Source organism: Cupriavidus sp. PET2-C1 (assembly GCF_054515855.1).
The window spans coordinates 1,365,482-1,381,056 of the sequence record NZ_CM137260.1 but is presented as its reverse complement, the minus strand read 5'-3'; the positions used below and the strand labels follow the sequence as shown (position 1 = coordinate 1,381,056).

At 66.2% G+C, this 15,575-nt stretch carries 16 protein-coding genes; 5 read left to right on the top strand and 11 right to left on the bottom strand.

Annotated features, from left to right (window positions below):
* Window positions 1-59: 59 nt before the first annotated feature.
* Together ACX12D_RS26170 and ACX12D_RS26165 are read left to right on the top strand one after the other, a co-directional pair.
* Window positions 60-458 (top strand): DUF350 domain-containing protein, encoded by a 399-nt coding sequence (locus tag ACX12D_RS26170; protein ID WP_441637696.1) that lies wholly within the window; start codon window positions 60-62, stop codon window positions 456-458.
* A 250-nt stretch (window positions 459-708) separates the two neighbouring features.
* Window positions 709-1,041, top strand: a complete 333-nt coding sequence (locus ACX12D_RS26165; protein WP_459376352.1) for an H-NS family nucleoid-associated regulatory protein — start codon at window positions 709-711, stop codon at window positions 1,039-1,041.
* Between the two features lie 41 nt (window positions 1,042-1,082).
* Here the strand turns inward: ACX12D_RS26165 and ACX12D_RS26160 are convergent, their stop codons facing one another.
* The 6 genes from ACX12D_RS26160 to ACX12D_RS26135 form a co-directional block, all read right to left on the bottom strand.
* Window positions 1,083-1,451, bottom strand: coding sequence for a copper-binding protein (locus ACX12D_RS26160; RefSeq protein WP_459376351.1), 369 nt, complete (start codon window positions 1,449-1,451; stop codon window positions 1,083-1,085).
* 65 nt (window positions 1,452-1,516) lie between these two features.
* A complete protein-coding gene (locus ACX12D_RS26155; RefSeq protein WP_459376526.1) occupies window positions 1,517-1,990 on the bottom strand; it encodes a cupredoxin domain-containing protein in 474 nt (157 codons plus the stop codon).
* Between the two features lie 65 nt (window positions 1,991-2,055).
* Window positions 2,056-3,357, bottom strand: a complete 1,302-nt coding sequence (locus ACX12D_RS26150; protein ID WP_459376350.1) for a multicopper oxidase family protein — start codon at window positions 3,355-3,357, stop codon at window positions 2,056-2,058.
* Between the two features lie 2 nt (window positions 3,358-3,359).
* The gene (locus ACX12D_RS26145; protein WP_459376349.1) at window positions 3,360-4,793 is read right to left on the bottom strand and encodes a TolC family protein; all 1,434 of its coding nucleotides are present in this window, start codon (window positions 4,791-4,793) and stop codon (window positions 3,360-3,362) included.
* 9 nt (window positions 4,794-4,802) lie between these two features.
* Window positions 4,803-5,108 carry a hypothetical protein gene (locus ACX12D_RS26140; protein WP_459376348.1) on the bottom strand — a complete coding sequence of 102 codons (306 nt, stop codon included), beginning with the start codon at window positions 5,106-5,108 and terminating at the stop codon, window positions 4,803-4,805.
* Window positions 5,109-5,195: 87 nt separating this feature from the next.
* The gene (locus ACX12D_RS26135; protein WP_459376347.1) at window positions 5,196-5,741 is read right to left on the bottom strand and encodes a hypothetical protein; all 546 of its coding nucleotides are present in this window, start codon (window positions 5,739-5,741) and stop codon (window positions 5,196-5,198) included.
* 156 nt (window positions 5,742-5,897) lie between these two features.
* Between ACX12D_RS26135 and ACX12D_RS26130 the strand changes: the two genes are divergently transcribed.
* Both ACX12D_RS26130 and ACX12D_RS26125 read left to right on the top strand, forming a co-directional pair.
* Window positions 5,898-6,572: a heavy metal response regulator transcription factor gene (locus ACX12D_RS26130; protein ID WP_441637712.1), complete on the top strand. Its 675-nt coding sequence runs from the start codon at window positions 5,898-5,900 to the stop codon at window positions 6,570-6,572.
* Between the two features lie 37 nt (window positions 6,573-6,609).
* Complete coding sequence (locus ACX12D_RS26125; protein ID WP_459376524.1) at window positions 6,610-8,043, top strand: heavy metal sensor histidine kinase; 1,434 nt, start codon at window positions 6,610-6,612, stop codon at window positions 8,041-8,043.
* Between the two features lie 177 nt (window positions 8,044-8,220).
* Here ACX12D_RS26125 and ACX12D_RS26120 read toward each other — a convergent pair whose 3' ends face one another.
* On the bottom strand, window positions 8,221-8,613 hold the full coding sequence (locus tag ACX12D_RS26120) for a hypothetical protein (protein WP_459376346.1): 393 nt from the start codon (window positions 8,611-8,613) through the stop codon (window positions 8,221-8,223).
* 276 nt (window positions 8,614-8,889) lie between these two features.
* Between ACX12D_RS26120 and ACX12D_RS26115 the strand changes: the two genes are divergently transcribed.
* Window positions 8,890-9,249: a hypothetical protein gene (locus ACX12D_RS26115; RefSeq protein ID WP_459376345.1), complete on the top strand. Its 360-nt coding sequence runs from the start codon at window positions 8,890-8,892 to the stop codon at window positions 9,247-9,249.
* A 54-nt stretch (window positions 9,250-9,303) separates the two neighbouring features.
* On the opposite strand, the gene ACX12D_RS26110 is transcribed toward ACX12D_RS26115, so the two are convergent.
* From ACX12D_RS26110 to czcI, 4 genes are all read right to left on the bottom strand, one after another.
* Window positions 9,304-12,510, bottom strand: a complete 3,207-nt coding sequence (locus tag ACX12D_RS26110) for a CusA/CzcA family heavy metal efflux RND transporter (RefSeq protein ID WP_459376344.1) — start codon at window positions 12,508-12,510, stop codon at window positions 9,304-9,306.
* A gap of 14 nt (window positions 12,511-12,524) precedes the next feature.
* Entirely contained in the window at window positions 12,525-13,811 is a 1,287-nt protein-coding gene (locus tag ACX12D_RS26105) for an efflux RND transporter periplasmic adaptor subunit (RefSeq protein ID WP_459376343.1), read from the bottom strand.
* Between the two features lie 18 nt (window positions 13,812-13,829).
* Window positions 13,830-15,098, bottom strand: a complete 1,269-nt coding sequence (locus ACX12D_RS26100) for a TolC family protein (RefSeq protein WP_459376342.1) — start codon at window positions 15,096-15,098, stop codon at window positions 13,830-13,832.
* A gap of 74 nt (window positions 15,099-15,172) precedes the next feature.
* Window positions 15,173-15,568 (bottom strand): cation efflux protein, CzcI family, encoded by a 396-nt coding sequence (gene czcI, locus ACX12D_RS26095; protein WP_459376341.1) that lies wholly within the window; start codon window positions 15,566-15,568, stop codon window positions 15,173-15,175.
* Between the last annotated feature and the right edge of the window lie 7 nt (window positions 15,569-15,575).

The window sequence follows — 15,575 nt, the reverse complement described above, 5'->3', positions numbered from 1 at the left end:
GCCGCATCGCATCCTTCCAGATTCGCTCCCAATCCGGTCCAACCCAACCAGGAATCCACATGACATTGCCCCTACAACCGGTCTATGCCTACCTGATCTATATTCTCTCCAGCTTCGCCATGCTGGGGCTGTTTCTGCTCGTATACACGCGGATCACGCCGCACCGCGAGTTCGAACTGATACGCCAGGGCAATGTGGCGGCGGCCTTGTCGCTGGGCGGCGCGGTGCTAGGGTTTTCGCTGACGCTCTCGGCCAGCATCCAGCACAATGCCGCCTTCTCGATGTTCGTGCTGTGGGGCTTTGGCGCGTTCGTGGTGCAGGTGCTGGCCTATGTGCTGGTGGCGCGCGCGCTGCGCGGCGTCAGCGAGGAAATCACCGCGGATAATCGCGGCATGGGGGCGCTGATGGGGGTGGTATCGCTGGCGGCGGGCATCGTCAATGCCGCCTGCCTGGCCTAGCTTTGCCGCTGCTTTGGCATGTGGGCGGGCGCCGAGAGACGGAGTGTGCACCTTACGGTGCGTTGGCGGGATCTGCGGACGTGCCAGGAGCCGCGCGGCAACTGGCATTAACGCTTAGGAAATGTCTGCGCCAGCAAAGACGCAAGACCCTGTAAAATCGTGCCTCACAGGCGGCTTGACCCGCTGGATTGCCCCCCCTTCCTCCGCTTTGCAGGCCATTTGTCCGCCGGCAAAGTCAATTACGAAAGTCATGTCAGAGTCTGATGAAGCCAAACTAGCCGCGGCGGCGTGGGTCCGTGAGCAGATGGACCGCCACGGCCTCACGCTCGACGATTTACTCGAAGCGGGCTGTTTCGCTGCCCCCACGGCGCCGCCGGCACCGGCTCAGGCAGTGCCAAGGGCCACGCTGGCCGTTACGCCCCCGGTTGCTGCGCCTGCAGCAGCCCCCGAGGCGGAAAAGCCAGCCCGGGCGCTTTACCGCAACGCCATGGGCCAGAGTTGGGACGGTACCGGCGAGCGTCCGGAGTGGCTGCAGCGGGCAGTCAACGCAGGGCAGACGGTCGATTTCTTCCGGGTCGGATAGACATCGGATAACCGTCGGATCACCGTCGGATCAACATCCCCTTACTTCTCCGGCGGCTGCACCACCAGCGTGGTTACCGTCAGCGCGCCGTTGGCCCGGATCACGCTGAATTTTACCTGGTCGCCTTCCTTGACCTGACCCAGCAGAGCCGGGTCTTGCACGCGGAAGATCATTGTCATGGCGCCCATATCCAGGTTGGCGATGGGGCCATGCTTGATGGTCAGCTTGCCCGCCGCGGCGTCTACCTTGCGGATTTCCCCGTCGGTGATTGGCACAGCCTCGGCTTGCGCCGCGCTGGCCGGGGCGAGAGCATTGCCGGCATGGGTGGCGGCCTGGGCCGGCAAGGTGGCGAAGGCTGCCAGTAGCGGCAGCAGCGGCAGCAACGCGCGCAGGTTCTTGCTGGGGTTCATTTGCATTCCTTTCTGGTTGGCTGGTATTGAATACAGGGGGCGGTGTCGCCGCGTCGCTAAATCGCTCAGCGCACGCTGACCTTGCCGCGCATGCCGGCGTCATAGTGGCCGGGCTGCAGGCAGGCAAAGTCCACCCGGCCGCTGCGCGTAAAGCGCCACACCATTTCGCCGCGCTGGCTGGCTTCGAGCGTGACCGCGTTCGGGTCGGCGTGTTCCATCTCCGGCATCTTCAGCATCTCGGCGTAGTGCGCCTTCAGGTCGGCCTCGGTGCCGAGCACCATCTCATGCCGCAGCTGGCCTGCGTTGTGCACCACGAAGCGGACGGTCTCGCCGGCTTTGACCTGGATATCGGCCGGGGTGAAGCGCATGTTGTCGGTCATGCTGACCTGGATGGTGCGGCTCACGCTGGCCGCGTTGCCAGGCTCGCCAATGGCGCTGGTGGCGCCGGCTGCCTCATTGGCATGATGGCCGCCGTGGTTGCCGGCGGCGAAGGCGCCGGCGCCCGGCAGGGTTAGGGCAACGGCACTGGCCACCGCCATCCAGGCGGTGGCGGCGCGGGATTTCCTGCTTCGCATGTTGTCTTTCCTTTTTCTGGTTGATGTGGTCATTGGCCGGTGCCTGGCGTGCCGGCGTATTCGAAGGCAACGGTGCCTTTGGGATGGCGGTACCAGCCGGGGTCGCGGTAGTCGTTGCGGCCAAGGCCGGCGCGCACCTTGAGCACCGTGAACATGCCGCCCATCTCGATGGGCCCGAATGGCCCCTGTCCTGTCATCATCGGCAAGGTGTTGTCCGGCAACGGCATCTCCATGCCGCCCATGTCCGCCATGCCTGCCTCGCCCATCGCCATGTACTCCGGCACCAGCGCGTTCATCCGCTTGGCCAGGTCCTTTTGCTTGACGCCGATCATGGTCGGCAGCTGATGGCCCATCGCGTTCATGGTGTGGTGGGATTTGTGGCAGTGGAAAGCCCAGTCGCCGGGGTTGTCGGCGATGAATTCGATGGCGCGCATCTGTCCCACCGCCACGTCGGTGGTCACCTCCGGCCAGCGCGCGGACGGGGGCACCCAGCCACCGTCCGTGCCGCTTACCTCGAAGCGGTGCCCGTGCAAGTGGATCGGGTGGTTGGTCATGGTCAGGTTGCCAAAGCGGATCCGCACGCGATCGCCCAGGCGTACCGGCAGGCTGTCGATCCCCGGGAACACGCGGCTGTTCCACGTCCACATATTGAAATCCGTCATCTCGGCCACGCGCGGCGTGTAGGAGCCGGGGTCGATGTCGTAGGCCGAGATCAGGAACACAAAATCGCGATCGACCCGCATCTGCGCGGGGTCTTTCGGATGCACCACGAGGAACCCCATCATGCCCATCGCCATCTGCACCATCTCGTCGGAATGCGGGTGGTACATGAAGGTGCCGGCGTGCTTCATCTCGAACTCGTAGACAAAGGTCTTGCCGGGCGGGATATGCGGCTGCGAAAGGCCGCCGACACCGTCCATGCCAGCCGGCAGGATGATGCCGTGCCAGTGCACGGTGGTGTGTTCCGGCAGCTTGTTGGTGACGAAGATCCGCACCTTGTCGCCTTCCACGCACTCGATGGTGGGGCCGGGGCTCTGGCCGTTGTAGCCCCACAGGTGCGCCTTCATGCCGGGCGCGAACTCGCGCTCGACGGGCTCCGCCACCAGGTGGAACTCCTTCCAGCCTTGGCGCATGCGCCAGGGCAGGGTCCAGCCGTTGAGTGTCACCACCGGGTTGTACGGGCGGCCAGCGGCAGGCGCCAGCGGCGGCTGGGTGGCGGGGCTGGCTTGCAGCGCGGCCTCGGGCAGCACGGCGGCGCCGGCGCGCGTCACCAGCGCCGCGCCGAGCATGGTGGCGCCGGAGCCATGCAGGAATTGTCTTCGGGTAACCATGGTCATTGTCCTTTGGGCGAGGCGGGCGCGGCGGGCGCGGCTGGGGAAGAGGATGCAGGCAGAGGCAATGCGCCGCCGTCCGGCAGCCGTCCGCCGAGCGCGCCCTGCAGTTCGGTTTCGGCCACCCAGTATTCGCGCAGCGCATCGAGATAGCCGTTGACGGCGCCGACCTGCTCGCGCGCGTCGGCCAGCAGCTCGAACACGCTGACCAGCATGCCGTTGTAGCGCAGCATGCCTTCGTCGGAGATGCGCTTGCGCAGCGGCACTACCTCGTCGCGGTAATGCCGGGCGATGTCGTAGCGCGCCTGGTAGCCGGCATAGGTCTCGCGCACTTCCGAGCGGGCATTGATAGCACTCTCGGCGAGCCGGCTGGCGGCCTGCATGTAGACCGCCTCGGCCCGCGCCACGCGGGCGCCGCCCCAGTCGAACAGCGGGATCTCGATATCGATGCCGTAGCCGGTCTCGCGCGGCCTGCCGGTTTCCGAGTTGTGCAGGTAGCTCACGTCCAGCACGCTGATAAAGCGCGTAGCGCGGGTCAGTCCAAGCGAGCGCGCCAGGCTATCCAGTTGCAGCTTGCCGGCTTGCAGGTCGAGGCGGCTGGCAATGGCATAGCCCTCCAGGTCCGCCATGGCGGGACGCCCCTTCGGCAGGTCCGGCAGGCGTTCGGGGAGCCGGTATTGCGCGCCGGTGCCCCACAGGCCGAGCCGGCGCGTGAGCTGCTCGCGCGCGGCCAGTGCCTGCTGGCGGGTGCGGGCCAGCTGGGTCGCGGCCTCGGCGTAAAAGGCCTGTTCGCGCGCGTGATCGAGCGCACTGACGTTGCCTGCGCGCGCCAGGTCGCGGGCGAACAGCGCGCCGGTCTCGGCTGCGTTCTTGACCTGCTCGGCATAGCGCGCCGCTTGTTCCGCGGCGACGGCATTGACAAAGGCCTTGCGCGTTTCCAGCGCCTGCCGCAGCAAGGTGTCGGCCACGGCGAGCCGGGTTTGGGTAAAGCGGTCCTGCTCGATGCGGGCCGCCAGCGGCAGCACCAGCAGGTTCATCAGGCCGACGGATATGGCGCGGTCGATCTTGAGGTCGTCGCCCTGGCGCTTGCGGCTGAAGGAGAATCCCGGGTTGGGCAGGCGCGTTGCCTGGACGTACTCGGCCTCGGAAATGCCCAGATCGGCAAAGGCCGCCTGCAGGCCGGCGTTGTTGAGCAGCGCGATCTGCACGGCGCTGTCGGCGTCGAGCGGCTGCGCCAGCAAGGCCTGGGTGCGCTCGTAGACGGCAGCGCGGTCCTGGTCGGAGCGGACCCAGATGGCATCCTTGCCGAGGCGCTCGCGCGCGGCGGTGGCCGCGGTGTCGAAGCCACCATCGGCGGTAAACCCGGCGCAGCCGGCCAGCAGCAGGGCACAGGCCGCCGCGGCCAGTCCCGGCCGGATTGGCAATGGGAGAGACATGCGGCCTCCTTAGTGGTGGTGGCCGTGGCCGGCGGCGGGCCTGGCGGCCGGTGTCGACGCGGGCATGGACATGGGCACGCTGGCGCCCGTTGCGCCCTTGCCCACCGTCGGCGTGACCTGCGCGTTGGACTCGCGCCACGGGGCGATGGCTTGCGCCTGGAATGGCACGTAGCCGGCCAGCACGTTCGGTGCCGGCAGCGGCGGCACGGATGCGCGGGGATCGAGTGGATCGGCGGCGGGTGCGCTGGACTGGGCCGACGACAAGGTCGGCCCGAGCACCAGGCAAGCCGCCGCAAGAATGCGGACGAAATGCATGACAACCTCAGGGTTCGTGGGATGCGCGAAGGACGGCGCGGGGTAAGACGAACGGGGGGCGAGCGTGCGCTGGACGCACCTCGGGTGTCAGCAGCGCGCGGCGGGCGGGCGGTCGGAGGGGGCGGGGAGGAAACCGGCGTAGGCAGCCAGGGCGGCTACCGGTGCGGCATGGCCATGGCTGGCCAGGGCGAGCTCAGGCAGGATGGTGGGCATGACGGCACCGAGCGCGCAGGCCGAGCAGGCGCTGCAGGTGCCACCGGCGCCATGGCTGGCGTGGTGATCCTGATGGTCTTGATGGTCTTGAAGGGCTGGCTGGTCAGCCATGCCAGTCACGCCAGATAGATTGGCCATCCCGTCCCGCTGCTGGGCCGGGTCCGCCGCGTCATGGCAATGCGCGCCGGCATGGCTGCCAAGCGCGGCTTCCGCCTGCGATTTGATGGCCGCATGGCGTAACATCATCGATTCCACGGCCGGCGAATCGGCCGGCAGTACGACGGATGGCACCTGCATCGAATGCCTCGATTGCACAGATTGCGCCGCGCTGCAGACCATCATGACCGCCGCCGCGACACCCTGTGCGGGCAGCGCGATCATGGCAAGGCACAACAGGAAGTAGCTAAGGACGCGTTTCATCGGGGCAGGGGAATCAGCAGCCGACATTGTACCTGCATCGAAAGGTGCGGTAGCGTGACGCCAACATGACAATGCTGACATCTTCGGCCGCGGCGGGGCTTCCTCGTATAGCGTGTCGGTCTTGCAGGGCCGGTGGATGGCCCGGAGTGAATAACTATGCGCATACTGATTGTCGAAGACGAACCCAAGGCAGGCGACTACCTGCGCAAGGGTCTGAGCGAATCCGGTTTCGTGGTGGACCTGGCGCGCGATGGCGTGGACGGCCTGGCCCACGCACGCGGGCAGGAGTACGACCTCATCGTGCTGGATGTGATGCTGCCGGGCATGGATGGCTGGCAGGTGCTCCAGGAACTGCGGCGCGAGCGCGATACGCCGGTCCTGTTCCTCACCGCGCGCGATGCGCTTTCCGACCGGCTCAAGGGCCTGGAGCTGGGCGCCGATGACTATATGGTCAAGCCCTTCGCCTTCGCCGAGCTGGTCATGCGCATCCGCACCATCCTGCGGCGCGGCCCGCTGCGCGAAAGCGAGCTGATCGAAGTGGCGGACCTGCAGATCGATACCGTCAAGCGCCGCGTCACGCGCAACGGCCAGAAGCTGGAACTGACCTCCAAGGAGTTCGCGCTGCTGCAACTGCTGGCGCGCCGCAGCGGCGAAGTGCTGTCGCGTTCGCTGATCGCCTCCCACGTCTGGGACATGAATTTCGACAGCAATACCAATGTGGTCGATGTCTCCATCCGCCGGCTGCGCGCCAAGGTCGACGACCCCTTTCCCGCCAAGCTGATCCACACGCGCCGGGGCATGGGCTACGTGCTGGAGGAGGAGGCCCGGTGATCCGGGCCATGTCAGGGGCCGCCTCGTGATCCGCGCTGTGCTCCGCCTGCCGGCATCGCTCACGGCACGGCTGGCGCTGGCCTACGGCGCCGCCACCGTGGCGATCCTGGTGGCCGTTGGCACCTACCTGGCAAGCGCGCTTGCCGCCCAGCTGCAGGATCGCGACGAGAGCGAGCTGGTCAGCGAAGTGCTGCTGGTGCGCCATCTGCTGCGCGAGGTGGGCTCGGAGGCAGAGATCCGCGCCGACACGCATCGTTTCGCCGATCTCGCGCTGGGCCATGAAGGATTGATCCTGCTGGTGCGCGGCAGCGGCGGCGAGCCGCTGGTCACCCTGAACCCGCGCCATGAGCCGGTGCCGGCATTGCCAGTGCTGCCCGCGGCCACACCGCCCGACAAATCCCAACTGCATACCTGGTATCCCCGCAACGGCGTCGCCTCGCGCGGCATCTCCGCGTTGGGGCAGTTGGGGGATTCCGAGCGCGCGGTCGAGATCGTGGTGCTGCGTGATGCCGGCTACCGCGTGGCGCTGATGAAGGCCTACCAGACGCAGATGCTGTGGGCAACGCTATGCGGCGCGGCGGTCGCGGCGGGGCTGGGATACCTGCTGGCCAGGCGCGGCCTGCGCCCGCTCAGGCGCATGGCGCAGGACGCTTCGGCCGTCACCATGAGCCGGCTCGCCACGCGGCTCGATGCCGGCCAGGCGCCCACTGAGCTGCGCGCGCTTGTCGCCGCGCTGAACGACATGCTGGCAAGGCTGGAAGACGGCTTTCATCGGCTCTCCGAATTCTCTGCCGACCTGGCGCACGATTTTCGCACGCCCATCAGCAACCTGATCGGCCAGACCCAGGTCACGCTGGGCCATAGCCGCCCGGTGCAGGAGTACGAGAGCCTGCTGGAATCCAACCTGGAAGAATACGAACGGCTGGCCCGCATGATCGAGAACATGCTGTTCCTCGCGCGCGCTGACCATGCCCAGGTGGCCATGAAGGTGCGAGAGCTGGACGCGCGTGCGGAGCTGGACAAGGTTGCCGAGTACTACGAAGCCGTGGCGGCGGACCGAGACATCAAGGTGCAACTTGCCGGCCAGGGCGCCGTGCGCGCTGACCAGACGCTGCTGCGGCGCGCGGTGACCAACCTCGTCGACAACGCCTTGCGCCACGCGCCCGCGGGCAGCGCCGTGGACATCCGGGTCGTGGCGGAAGCCGCCGTGACCCGGATCCAGGTGAGCAACGGCGGCGCCGGCATTGCCGCCGAGGCACTGCCGCATGTGTTCGGACGCTTTTACAGGGGTGACCCCGCGCGCAGCAATTCGGCGGGCTCGACCGGGCTTGGGCTGGCCATCGTGGATACGATCATGCGGCTGCATGGCGGCAGCGTGAGCATGCGCAGCCGGGCCGGCGAGACGGTGGCGGAGCTGATGTTTCCGATGCAATATGCCGGGTCTGCGGCAGACTCGACAAGCAGGGGTTAAGAGCCATCCCTTTCAAGGTGACGAGAATTAGGGAACTCCGGTTCTATCAAATTGGAATCGGAGGCAATGGCGTGGTAGTGGATGCAGAGGTGGAACGCCTTCGTGATGGCGTGCTCCGCGTTACAACGGGCGTTGGAGGGCCAATCGGCATCGGTGAGCAGCTATCGATTATCACCGTTACGCTTCCGCAGCCTGATTGGCATCTTCGATACATAACGATGCGATCTGCCACCGCTCATCGATAATTAGCCACAGCTCAAAAAAATTGCATTGGCTAACGATCTCTCCGTTTCTCTTGAATGAGGCGGAGCCATAGACAGTGGCCCAGCCCTTGCGTTCTTGCATATCGATAATTGATTCTCTAAACTCTACCCCTTTGGATTTCTTTGTCGGAAATTTGGCTCGACTTCGTTCGATAAAGGATATCTGTTCGGATTTGAAAATGAGTTTGTCGCCTCTTTTAACGAAAAAGGTAGGGGCCTCCAAATATGATAGCCAATCCACCTCGCCATTTAGATAGGCATTAATCCAAACCTCCCTTATTTGATTTAGCAAATATCTGTTATTCATGCTGTAGCAACAAATCAAGTTGTTCCGAAATATCGGACAACTTTCGATCCAGTAAGCGTTGTGAGTCTAGTATACCTTCGTTGTACGCATGGGATCGAACCAGTTTGTACAATTTCTCCCCGAACGGAACAATCTCCATATTCCCCACCGAAATTCCTAACTCACTGTTCAGTAAGTCGCGGACCTCTGAGGAGAATTTAATCAAATCAAATTTATCGAAATTCATAGTATCTCCTAAAGTGTGCGGAGCTTGAGTATCACGGATACCGTACGCGAATGGTAATCGATTTTCATGATCTGCTTGTCAGGCCAGGCGCGCGGTCAATGAGCGTGGGTGGCTCGATCCGGCGAACCAAGCCCTCGTGCATCAAGCGCGTGACGTTGCTAGCTCTGCAAGAATCGGTGCCCGGCAAAGAATATCGATTTCAAGCGCCGGCAGGATTCGGAAAATTCAGATTCTCATTTTGCCGCGCCGGTGGCCCGCGAACCCCGGCTATCGCATATCGCTCTTTCAGAGGCGCGCGCGCTGGCGGTGGCGATGTGCAGCCGTTTGGCGACAATGCCAGCGCGGCCGGGCGCGCAATGGACCGCAGCATGGAAATCGTGCTGGCGCCGCCGGGCATCGGGTTGCACTGACGCGCAACGGTGCTTGATGGCAGGAGCGGCGTGCCGCTCCTGCTGTCGCCAGGCTTAGCCGTTGGGCAATGCCGGTGGCACTGTCAAACCGCCAGCCAGGCGTCCGCTGCCTGCGTCATCTGCAACGCCAGCCTCCTCCTTGTCGCGCCGATGCGCCAGCCGGTACAGCACCGGCAGCACCAGCAAGGTCAGCGCGGTGGAAGACAGGATGCCGCCTATCACTACCGTGGCCAGCGGACGCTGTACCTCGGCCCCGGTCCCGGTGGCTATCGCCATCGGGATAAAGCCCAGCGATGCCACCAGCGCGGTCATCAGCACCGGGCGCAGCCGGGTCAGCGCGCCGGTGTGGATGGCTTCATCGAGCGGCTTGCCTTCTTCGCGCAGGCTGCGGATGAAGGACAGCATCACCAGTCCGTTGAGCACCGCCACGCCGGACAATGCGATAAAGCCCACGGCCGCCGAGATCGACAGCGGAATGCCCCGCAGCCACAGCGCCAGGATGCCGCCAGTGAGCGCAAAGGGAATGCCGGTAAAGACCAGCAGGCCATCGCGCGCATTGCCGAACATGGCGAACAGCAGCACGAACACCATCAGCAGCGCCACCGGCACCACGATCTGCAGCCGCGTGGTGGCCGATTGCAATTGCTCGAAGGTGCCGCCCCAGGTGACCCAGTAGCCCGCCGGGACCTTGACCTGACGATCCAGCGACGCCATCGCCTCGGGCACGAAGGTGCCCACGTCGCGCCCGCGCACGTTGGCGCTGACCACGATGCGGCGCTTGCCGTTCTCGCGCGAGACCTGGTTGGGGCCGGGGGCCAGCGTGAGCGTGGCCACTTCGCCCAGCGGGATATAGCTGGCGGTTGCCGTACTTCCTTTCGGCAAGGGAATCGGCAGCCGGCGCAGCGCCTCCACATCGCCACGGATGCCTTCCGGCAGGCGTACGCCGATATTGAAGCGGCGGTCGCCCTGGAAGAAGATGCCGGCGTCCCTGCCGCCCACGGCAATGGCCACGGTGTCCTGCACGTCGATCATGTTGAGGCCGTAGCGGGCCGCGCGGGCGCGGTCCACGTCCACCGTCAGCATCGGCAGGCCGCTGGTCTGCTCGACCTTGACCTCGGTTGCGCCGGGGACGGCCCGCAGCACGGTGGCGACCTTTTGCGCGGTGTCCTCCAGCACGGCGTTGTCGTCACCGAAGATCTTCACGGCCACGTCGCTGCGCACCCCGGAGATCAGCTCGTTGAAGCGCAGCTGGATCGGCTGCGAGAACTCGTACTTGTTGCCGGGGATGGTTGCCAATTCGGCCTCCATCTGCGCCAGCAGTTGCTCGCGCGTTTTCGATGGATCGGGCCACTTTGTCCGTGGCCGGAGCATGATGTAGCCATCCGAGGCGTTGGGCGGCATCGGGTCCGAGGCGATCTCGGCGGTGCCGGTGCGGGCGAAGACGCGCTCGATTTCGGGGAATTTCTCCTTGAGGCGCGTCTCGATCTGCTGCTGCATGGCGAGCGACTGGGTGAGGCTGGTGCCGGGAATGCGCAGCGCCTGCACGGCGAAATCCCCTTCGTTCAGGTTGGGGATGAACTCGCTGCCCAGCCGCGTCGCCACCAGGCCGCTCAACAGCACCGCGACCGCGGCAAGGGTCAGCACCACCGGTGTGTTGGCGATGGTCTTGCCAAGCATGGGCGCGTAGGCGCGCTTGGCCCACAGCATCAGGCGGTTTTCCTTCTCGCCTACCTTGTCGCCGATGAACAGCGCCACGGCCGCCGGCACGAAGGTCACCGACAGGATCATTGCGCCGATCAGCGCCAGCACCACGGTCATGGCCATGGGGTGGAACATCTTGCCCTCTACGCCGGTCAGCGCAAAGATGGGGATGTACACGATCATGATGATGAGCTGGCCGAAGATCAGCGGGCGGCGCGCTTCCCGCGAGGCCGCAAAAACTTCGTGGAAGCGCTCGCCGCGGGTGAGCGGGCGGCCGTGCTGTTGCTGGGCATGGGCGAGGCGCCGCACGCAGTTCTCCACGATCACCACCGCGCCGTCGATGATGATGCCGAAGTCCAGCGCGCCCAGGCTCATCAGGTTGGCGCTGATCTTGTACGTCACCATGCCGGTGAACGTAAACAGCATGGACAGCGGGATGACCAGCGCGGTGATGATGGCGGCGCGCAGGTTGCCGAGGAACAGGAAGAGGATCACGATCACCAGGATCGCGCCCTCGACCAGGTTCTTCTTGACGGTGGCGATGGCGCGGTCCACCAGCACGGTGCGGTCATACACGGTGACAGCCTTGACGCCGGCCGGCAGCGAGCGGTTGATGGCGGCCATGCGCTGGTCCACCGCTTGCGACACGGCACGGCTGTTCTCGCCGATCAGCATGAAGACGGTGCCCAGCACCACTTCGCGCCCGTTGTCGGTGGCCGCGCCGGTACGCAGTTCGCGGCCGATGCCCACGTCCGCCAGGTCGCGGATGCGGATGGGCTGGCCCTGCGCGCTACCCACGATGATCTCGCGGATATCGTCGACGGACCTGACCTGCCCCGGCGCGCGCACCAGGTATTGCTCGCCGCGCCGCTCGATATAGCCGGCGCCCACGTTGGCGTTGTTCTTCTCCAGCGCCACCACCACGTCCTGCAGGCTCAGGCCGTAGGAGGCCATCCGTTCCGGGCTGGGCGCCACCAGGTACTCCTTGGCGAAGCCGCCGATGGAGTTGATCTCGGTGACGCCGGGCACCGTGCGCAGCTGCGGCTTGATGACCCAGTCCTGGATCTCGCGCAGGTCGGTGGGCGTGTAGGGCGTGCCATCAGCCTTCCTGGCGCCGTCCTCGGCTTCCACCGTCCACAGGTAGATCTCGCCGAGCCCGGTGGAGATCGGGCCCATCTGTGGCGCAACGCCTGTGGGCAGGTTTTGCGCGGCTTCCTGGATGCGCTGGTTGACCAGCTGGCGCGCGAAGTAGATATCGGTGCCGTCCTTGAAGATCACCGTTACCTGCGACAAGCCATAGCGCGACAGCGAGCGGGTTTGCTCCAGGCCCGGCAGGCCGGACATCGCGGTCTCGATCGGGTAGGTGACGCGCTGCTCGGTTTCCAGCGGCGAATAGCCCGGCGCGGAGGTGTTGACCTGCACCTGCACGTTGGTGATGTCGGGCACGGCGTCGATGGGCAGCCGGCTGTAGTTGTAGATGCCGAGCGCCGCCATGGCGGCCACCGCCAGCAGCACCAGCCACCGCTGCTCGATGGCAAAGCGGATCAGTCTTTCAAACATGAGGGATTCTCCGCTTAGTGGCTATGTTCGGCGCCGGCCTTGCCAAGCTCGGCCTTGATCACGAAGCTGTTGCCCGCCACGTATTGCATGCCGGCTTTCAGGCCGTCGGTGATCTCCACCAGCTTGCCGTCGCTGCGGCCGGTCTTGACCGGCTGCGCCTGGAAGCCGCCCGGAACGACAGCGAACACCACCTGCTGATCGCCATTGCTTTGCAGGGCTTCGGCCTCGATCGCCACCGGGACCTCGGCGCTGGAGTCGGTCACGCCTACGGTGACGAACAGGCCGGGACGCCAGGCCGCCTTGGGGTTGGGCAGCGTGACGCGGGCGGTGGCGGTGCGCGTTTGCTGGCCCAGCAGCGAGCCGACATACGAGACCGTGCCTTCGGCCTTGCCGTCGAAGGCGGTGGAGGCGATCTTCACCTTCTCGCCAACCCGCACGCGATCCAGGTCCTTGGGCGCGATCACGAACTCGGCCCATACCGTGCTGAGGTCGGAGATGACGAACACGTTGGCGTCGGCCGCCACGGCTTCGCCCAGCGCCAGGTGCTTCTCGACCACGGTGCCGTCAAAGGGCGCGCGCAGCTCGAAGCGGTTGAGCGACCTGGCGCTGCCTGCGTTGCCGCTGGCGCCGATGGCGGTCAGCTTCTGCGTGGCGTTCTGCGTGGCGATGCGGGCTTCCTGCAGCGCGGCGCGCGCGGCCAGGTAGTCCTGCTCGGCGGAGATCTTGTCCTCCCACAGCTTCTTCTCGCGCTGGAAGGTGGATTCGGCCAGTTCCTGGCGCTTTTGCGCGGCCAGCAGTTCGCTGCGCTGGTCGGACAGCGCGGTGCTGGCCAGGACCGCCAGCAAATCGCCCTTCTTCACCTGTTGCCCCAGGTTGGCGGACACGCCTTCCACCACGCCGGCTACGCGCGGCACCACGTGGGCCGTGCGGTCCTCGTTGAAGCGGATCTCGCCGGGGAAGGATGCCGTGCCCTCGATGTGCGCGGGTCCTGCGGTGCGCAGCGTGAGCCCGGCCGCCTGGACCTGCGCCGGGGTCATCTCGATGTGGCCTTCTTTCTCTTGCGTTTCGTGATGCTCCCCGTCGGTGTGCCTGGCGGCGTCGCCGTGCGCCGCGCTGGCCGGGCTGCCGTGATGCTCGCCGTCGCCGTGGGCCGCGTCTTCGCCATGCGCGCCTGCTGCGTGGGCGGCCTCGGGCGTGGCGTCGGCGCTGCCGCGCCCGGCGAAGATCAGTCCCGCGGCTGCGATGGCGCCGCCCGCCAGGATGATGGCGATGCTCGTTTTCTGCTTGTTGCTGATTGCCATGATGGGGTTCCTTTGGCGCTAGCGGCCAAGAATGCGGTCGATGGTGGTGGCTGCCTGGTAGGCATTGGCGACCACGCCGAGATAGCGGACGCGCGCCTGGAACCAGGTGCGCTGCGCATCGAGCACGTCGAGGAAGTTGAACTTGCCGGCTTCGAAGCCGCGCGTGGCGGCCTCATAGGCCTGCTGGGCAGCCGGTAGCACGGTGCCCTTGAGCGAGTCGGCCGAGGTCCGCGATACGCTCAATTGCCGCGTGGCCTGCTGCAGCGCATTGGCGAGGCGCACCTGCGTGGCGCGGTACTCGTCGGCCGCTTTATCCGCCTGGCGCAGCGCGGCGTAGAGATTGCCCTGGTTGCGGTCGAACAGCGGCAGCGGCAGCGACACGCCCAGCACGGGCATGGTGCCGCGGTCTGAGCCGTTGTCGCGCTTGCTGCCCAGGCTGACGGTCAGGTCGGGATACTGGCGGCTGCGCTCCACGCCGATGATGGCCTGCCTGCGCTCCAGTTCCAGCCGCTGGCTTGCCAGTTCCGGCGCGCTGTCCAGCGCTTGCGCGAGACTGGCGCCGTCGGGCCGAGCGGGCAGGGTGTCCAGGTTGCCGGCGGCTTCCTGGAAGCGGGCTTCGCTGCTGCCCCAAAGGCCGGCCAGCGACTGGCGTGCCATCGCTAGTGCCGCCTCGGCGTCGGCGACCTCGAGTTCCGCATTGGCCTGCTCCACGCGCGCCTTGCTCTCTTCGAGCGGCGCGATCTTGCCGGCGGCTACGCGGCGGATTGCCGCCTGTGCGCCCTTGGCGGCGATCTCGGCCGAGCCACGCGCCAGCTTGACGCGCTCCTGCGCGATGACCACCGCGAAGAAGCCGCCAACCACGGCCGCGCGCAGGTCGGTGCGCGTTGCGCCCAGTTGCGATTGGGCGAGCTCACGCGCCTTCTGCGCGGCGCCGATGCGCGCGGCGCGCTTGCCGCCAAGCTCGATCGGCAGGCTGACCTGGGTCGTGGTGGTGCGGGTGTCGCGGCGGTTGTCCTCGAATTGCACCGCGACTTCCGGGTTGGGGATGGTGCGGGCCTGCATGATGCCGCCTTCGGCGGCATCGAGCTCATGGCCGGCGGCCGAGAGCGTGAAGCTGCGTTCGGCCGCGAGGGCGAGCGCATCGTCCAGCGTGAGCGTGCCGGCGGGCTCGGGGATCTGTTGCGCCGCTTGCGCGGCGGGCAATGGGGTCGTCGCCGCGTTCTGGGCGAACGCGGCAGGGCTGAGCAAAGCTGCCGCCAGCCCGAGCGGCATCACAAGTGTTCTCATCGAATTTCACCGGGAAAAAGCCAGGGAAGTTCGGCGAGACGAGAGTCTGGAGGTAAAGGGAGTCGTCTCGCCGTTTAGGCGGCGAGCGGCCACTGCGGGCGGTCGGGGGTGGCGCCGGGCGCCGACAGGTAGGACGCGGCTAGCGCCCGGTAGCTGATGGCCACGCCATGGTGCGAGGCGCTCGTGGCCATGTCCGGCAAGACCAGCTGAGCGCTGGCAAAGTGGCACACGGCGCAGTCCAGGTCGGGCAACTTGATGTTGTCCTTGCCGTTCTTGCTGTCGCTGCTGCCGTGCTGGCTGAGCTTGCCCTGATGGGCGTGGCTATGGTGGCCGAAATGCCAGCTGGCGCTGGCTGTGGCGGTGCCGTTGCCCGGCTGCGTGCTTTCGTGATTGCAATACGCCGCAGCCCCGGCCCAGGCGAACTGGAGGGGCAGCATGATGGCGAAAAGCAGGATCAGGAAACGGCGCATGCGGCGG